Source organism: Ilumatobacter sp. (genome assembly GCF_030065885.1).
GTDB lineage: Bacteria > Actinomycetota > Acidimicrobiia > Acidimicrobiales > Ilumatobacteraceae > Ilumatobacter.
Genome location: NZ_JASJCS010000185.1, coordinates 1 through 5,666, shown reverse-complemented (window position 1 = coordinate 5,666; position 5,666 = coordinate 1). Strand labels below are relative to the sequence as shown.

At 69.6% G+C, this 5,666-nt stretch carries 6 protein-coding genes; 1 reads left to right on the top strand and 5 read right to left on the bottom strand.

The window, feature by feature from the left end; translation table 11 throughout:
- The coding region (locus QNJ12_RS23190) for a S8/S53 family peptidase (RefSeq protein ID WP_300626406.1) at positions 1–1,071 on the top strand (1,071 nt) is incomplete at its 5' end.
- A 137-nt stretch (positions 1,072–1,208) separates the two neighbouring features.
- Here the strand turns inward: QNJ12_RS23190 and QNJ12_RS23185 are convergent.
- The 5 genes from QNJ12_RS23185 to QNJ12_RS23165 all read right to left on the bottom strand — a co-directional run.
- Positions 1,209–1,646, bottom strand: coding sequence for a hypothetical protein (locus QNJ12_RS23185; RefSeq protein WP_300626405.1), 438 nt, complete (start codon positions 1,644–1,646; stop codon positions 1,209–1,211).
- Complete coding sequence (locus tag QNJ12_RS23180; RefSeq protein WP_300626404.1) at positions 1,643–2,251, bottom strand: sigma-70 family RNA polymerase sigma factor; 609 nt, start codon at positions 2,249–2,251, stop codon at positions 1,643–1,645. Before QNJ12_RS23180 ends, QNJ12_RS23185 begins: the two co-directional genes overlap by 4 nt.
- A 105-nt stretch (positions 2,252–2,356) precedes the next feature.
- Positions 2,357–2,866, bottom strand: a complete 510-nt coding sequence (locus tag QNJ12_RS23175) for a universal stress protein (RefSeq protein ID WP_300626402.1) — start codon at positions 2,864–2,866, stop codon at positions 2,357–2,359.
- Positions 2,867–2,933: 67 nt separating this feature from the next.
- On the bottom strand, positions 2,934–3,764 hold the full coding sequence (locus QNJ12_RS23170) for a phosphatase PAP2 family protein (RefSeq protein ID WP_300626400.1): 831 nt from the start codon (positions 3,762–3,764) through the stop codon (positions 2,934–2,936).
- Positions 3,765–3,787: 23 nt separating this feature from the next.
- The coding region (locus QNJ12_RS23165; RefSeq protein WP_300626398.1) for a cation-transporting P-type ATPase at positions 3,788–5,666 on the bottom strand (1,879 nt) is incomplete at its 5' end.

The window sequence follows — 5,666 nt, the reverse complement described above, 5'->3', positions numbered from 1 at the left end:
CCCAACCCCGGACACGGTGCGGGGTGTGATTGTGGTGCTCCGAGTTGCGGCGGTTGGGGTCTGCAGTCGGTCGCACCACGGTTCAGCTCTGCACGCCCCGCCCTCGAGGCGCCGCTCTACGAGCGATCGTTCCGCCGTGCGATCACCGGGTCGACCTGCCGGATCCTCGTGCTCGACACGGGGATCTACAAGGACGTCGCAGTGGTGCCGCCCGCCGGCCCGCCCCCGCCCCACCCCACGGCGCTGACGGCGGCGAGGGCTCGTCTCGCCCGGATCACACTGATCGGCGACCCCGACCACTGGGACGTCGACGGCAACAAGGTGCTCGACCCGTTCGCCGGCCACGGCACGTTCATCGCAGGGTTGATCGCCAACCTCGCTCCGGGCGCCCACGTCGACTGCGAGCGAGCGCTCACCTCGTTCGGCGACACCGACGACGTCGTGATCGCCCGCTCGCTGACCGACAAGTTCGCAGCTGCGGGCAAGGACCCGTACGACATCGTGTCGATGTCGTTCGGCGGGTTCTGCGAAGAGGACGACCCGCCCATCGCCATCGCCCGCGCCATCTCCCAGATCCAGGCGACCCACCGCACCGCCTCCGATCTCGACGACCCGCCCGAGCTCATCAACGAGCGGGTCGTCTTCGTCGGCTCGGCCGGCAACGACGCGTCGTGCCGGCCGACGTGGCCGGCCTCGTTCGAGAACGTCATCGCGGTCGGCGCACTGGGGCCGGCAGGCCCCGCGTGGTTCACCAACTACGGCCCTTGGGTCGACGCCTGCGCCCCCGGTGTCGACATCGTCAGCACGTTCTTCGATCTGAGCGACCAGGCGGCCTTCGACGGCGAGGACTTCGACGGGTGGGCGACCTGGAGCGGTACGTCGTTCTCGGCGCCCATCGTCGCGGCGTCGATCGCGTGGGAGTGGATGACGCGGGGTGGTCGCGAGATGCTCAGCCCCTCGCCCGAGCTGGGCGTCGGTTCCGGCCGACCGGGGCATGCTGCGACGTGGCTGCTCGATCGGCCGGGCCACTTCCGCCAACCCGGCCTCGGGACCGTCGTCAATCCCCACTGACCGCCTGCAGCGGGGTGTCGCAACCCGAGGTGGCTACCAGCCGTCTCGGGGAACGACCGCTGGTAACGTCGCTCCCCGAGACGGCCCGCCCGTCCCGCGCTTCCTGTGGGTGGTTCCCGCGAATGTGCTGTCGGTCACTAGCCCGTGACCCAGGGGGTCACAACCGTACCACTCGGCAGCTCGACCTCAAGTCGGAGTGGTAGTTCCGGCGCATCGATCGCCAGTTCACCGAGCTCGTCGGTTCGATGCTCGGTGGTGCTCCGCCGCCCCTCGCCGTCGTCGGTCGCGATGCGGCAGACCACCGAGCGCGGCGGGTCGAGCATCACGATCAGCGTCGCCGCGGTCAGGTGGAGGCGAACGACGCCGTCGTCGGTGCCGAACCGCATCGACGTGCGGTCGGTCGCCGTGCCGCGCACGCCGACGAGCTCGTCGGTGCGTGAATCGAAGAGGATGGTGGCGAGCTCTGCGTCCGCACGTCGCCAGGCGAACGCATCGCGGGCGACGCTGGTGAGCGTCGGCGGCACGGGCCCCGGATCGAATGCGTCATCGATCAGATCGAGGAGTTCGTCGCTCATGCGCCGGCTCCTTCCTGGTGCTCGAGGGCGGTCCGCATCTTGTCCAGACATCGCCGCCGCGACGGTCCGAGCGAACCGATCGGACGGTCGAGCCGCTCGCTCGCCTCGTCGTACGGGACCGGTGGATCAGCCAGGACCAGGACGGTGATGATCTCGCGACAGGCCTCGTCGAGCCGCCAGAACGCGTCTCGCACGTGGCGACGCTGCTCATCTCGCAGCAGCCCTGCGGCGTGCTCACCGGTGTCGTCGGCGAGCGTGTCGATCATGTCGCCGAGACCGTTGGTCCGCGAGTCGTGGAGCGAGACCGTGTCCCGGCCGCGGTGGCGGAGGATCTGGCGGACCTCGTTGCACGCCGTGGTGGCCAACCAGCCGGGCAGCTTCTCGGGTTCACGGATCGTGTCGAGCCGCTCGGCGAGCCGGAGCCAGGTGGCGGCGAATGCGTCGTTTCTGACCTCGTGGTCGTAGGTCATCATGTTCACCGACTTCCAGACCACGCGCTGGAGGCGGTCGACCAGAGCGTTCCACGCCGCCTCGTGGCCGGCTCGAGCACTGTCGACCAGGCGGGCCAGCGTGTCGTCATCGGAAAAGCGCAGTTCACCCACCACCTTCGTGACTCTACGTCGCAGACTCGTGGCGACTGGGATGGCGTCATACCTCCACAGAGGCATGGCCGGCTGCCCTGATACGTCGGGGCGGGTGATTTCTTGCCGTCAGGCGGCGGAGACCGTGCCGTGCGTGCCGCGGCCGTGTCCCCCTGCGTGCTCGAGACGGTCGGCGTCGTCATGGTGCACGATCATCAGGCTGGTCGTGGCGTGGTTGGCCACCCGCGCCGACACGCTGCCGCGCAGGAAGCGCTGGACGCGACCGAGCCCGCGGCTGCCCATCACGATGAGATCGGCGGCCACCTCGTCGGCGAGATCGAGGATCGCGGCGGCGGGATGCTCGTCGACGAAGTGGCCGACGTGGGCGACGCCCTCGTCATCGAGGAGCAGTTCGGCGTCGCGCAGGTAGCCGCGTACCGTTGCGCTCGGGTCGAACCCTTGTCGGTACTCGTCGGGCATCGCAGCCATGACCTCCATCAGCTGCGATCTCGACAACTCGTGGTACGCGGTCACGACGTGGACGACACCATCGTCGGCCACGTGATCGACCGCAACATCGAGCGCCTTGCGCGCATCAGCCGAACCGTCGTATCCGACGACAATGGTGTGGGCCTTCACGGCTTCTCCTCTCAGGGGTCCACATCCACCGTGCTCGCGCTCTCCCCGGCAGCGCCAGTGCCGAAGGTCACGACTCGCCGGCGACGACGCCGCCCCCCGTGCCCGACGGCGGCGTGTCCACGTCTCCGGACGCGTCGGACACCGTCTCGGCACCGCCGGCCTCGCCACCGCCGTCACCGCCGTCACCGCCGTCACCGTCGTCACCGCGGAGCCGCCGGCGCGACGCCCACCACCACTCGATCGTCAGTCCGGACAGCGCGACGATGGCGCCGCCGACCACGTCGAGCACCCAGTGGTTGGCGGTCGCGACGACCGCCCATGCCATCGCCAGGGGCATCGTGACGCCGAGCGGGCCCCACCAGCGGCTCCGGCCGAGACGGAACCACATGATGCCGGCCAGCAGGTTCCAGCCGAAGTGCAGGCTCGGCATCGCGGCGTACGGGTTCACCAGGCCGGGCGGCTGGAGCACCCGGTACGAGTTCGACCGCTCGGTGACGGTGTCGACGTACTCGATGCCGAACAGGCGCGGCGGCGTCATCGGGAGCAGCGCGAAGATCACGATGCCGATCCCGCCGGAGATGAACATCGCGTTGCGCATGAAGTAGTAGTCGTCGCGGTGGGCGATGGCGAGCCAGAGCAGGCTGCCGATCAGCACCGGCCAGTGTCCCCAGATGTAGATCCAGTTCGAGAGGTCGACGATCAGCTCGCGACCCTCGATCGCCTCTTGGATCGAACGCTCGACCGCGACGCCGATCGACTCCTCGAGGTCGAGCAGGCGGCGGGCGTTCTTGTCCGCGGTCGACTGCTTGCCCTCGGTGATGTTCCGCACCGCGAAGTACGACAGCGCGGCCCCGGTGACCAGCAGGAACTGGCGCGCGATGAACCACACCGTGCGCATCGCCGGCGTTCGAACCGGTGCCCTCACGCGTGGGATACCTCCGCATCTCGCCCGTGACCGACGAGCTTACGGATCTCGTCGGCGACGAGCACGACGCTCGCGAGTCCGGCACACGTCGCCCACTGCGTCAGGGTCAGCGGCTCGGTCCCGAATGCGGCGCCCAGCGGCGAGACGTGCACGACGGCGACCTGTGACACCACGGTGACCGCGGTGGCCAGCCAGAGCAGCCGGTTGTCGAACGGCCGCACGAACGCGCTGACACGATCGGAGCGGGCGTTGAACGCGTTGACGACCTGGGAGAGGACCAGCGTGACGAAGACCATCGTGCGGGCGGTCTCGATGTCGCCCGAGCCACCGAGCAGGCCGCCGGACAGCTCGAGATCGAGCGCGACGAGGCCGACGATCGCGGTGACCCCACCGACCAGCAGGATCGTGACCAGCATCTCGCGGTCGATGACCCGCTCGGTCAACGGGCGCGGGGGTCGGGCCATGACGTCCTCGACCGACGGATCGACCCCGAGCGCCAGCGCGAGAGCGCTGGCGGTCACCAGGTTGATCCAGAGGATCTGGGTGGCGAGCAGCGGCACGGCGAGCTCACCCGACGCGTCACCGAGACCGAGCGGCACGGCCAGGAGCACGCCGAGGAGCACGACCAGCACCTCCCCGGTGTTCGACGCCAGGAGGTAACGCAGGAACTTCTGGATGTCGGCGAAGATCTCGCGGCCTTCACGAACCGCTCGCAGGAACGTCGCGAAGTTGTCGTCGGCGAGGATCATGTCGGCGGCCTCCTTGGAGACCTCCGACCCGTTGATGCCCATCGCGACGCCGATGTCGGCCTGCTCCAGCGCCGGCGCGTCGCTCACACCGTCACCGGTCATCGCGGTGATCTGCCGGTGCTGCTGGAGCGCCTCGACGATGCGGAGCTTGTGCTCGGGCTCGACCCGCGCGTACACGCTCGCGGTCGTGACCACGTCGGCGAGATCGTCGTCGGACATCGCGGCGAGCTCGCAACCGGACACGGCCGGTCGATCGCCGGTGGAGATGCCGAGCTGCTCCGCGATCCTCCCCGCGGTCCGCGGATGGTCACCCGTGATCATGATCACCCGGACCCCGCCTCGCTGCGCGTCGTCGACGGCGTCGTAGGCCTCGGCCCGCGGCGGGTCGACGATGCCGACGAAGCCCAGCAGGATCAGATCCCGCTCGATCGTCGGGTCGGCGGGCTCGTCGGTCGTCGCCGGCCGATACGCCACGGCCAACGTGCGCAGCGCCTCGTCCGCCAGCTCGTCGATGCGCCGCATCCAGTCGTCTCGCCGTCCGTCGGTGAGCGGTTCGATCGCGCCCGAGCGCCGTTCGTGTGTGCATCGCTCGACCAGGACGTCGGGAGCACCCTTGGTGAACAGCACCAGCTCGGTCGCGGCGTCGCCGTATCGCCTCGGCGGGCGCTCCCGGTTCAGCGTCGACATCAGCTTGCGCTCGGAATCGAACGGCACCTCGTCGTGGCGCACGTACCCGGGGTCGCGCGACTGGAGCAGCCCGATCTTCTCGGCTGCGACGAGGAAGGCGATCTCGGTCGGGTCGCCGCCGACGGCCCAGCGGCCCGTGGTGTCGAGGTGGAGCGAGGCATCGTTGGCGATCGCACCTGCCGCCACCACGAGCTCGACCTCGTCGATCAGCACCTCGTCGGTCAGCGGTTGGTAGTCACGGTAGAGCCCACCGACCGGCTCGTAGCCGAGACCGGTGATGTCGGCTCGACCCGTTCCGGTGACGACGGTGACGATCGACGAGGTCGAGCTCGTGGTGGCGGCAGGTGCGATCGCCAACGATGCCTCGCTCCACCTCGACACCACGGGCCGCTGGGCCGTCGGCGGCGACCCGACCGAGATCGCCTTCCTCGTCGCAGCC

Excerpts from the sequence above, each read along its gene's own strand:
- QNJ12_RS23185 (WP_300626405.1), bottom strand. The coding sequence starts at position 1,646 with ATGAGCGACGAACTCCTCGATCTGATCGATGACGCATTCGATCCGGGG.
- QNJ12_RS23170 (WP_300626400.1), bottom strand. The coding sequence starts at position 3,764 with ATGCGCACGGTGTGGTTCATCGCGCGCCAGTTCCTGCTGGTCACCGGG.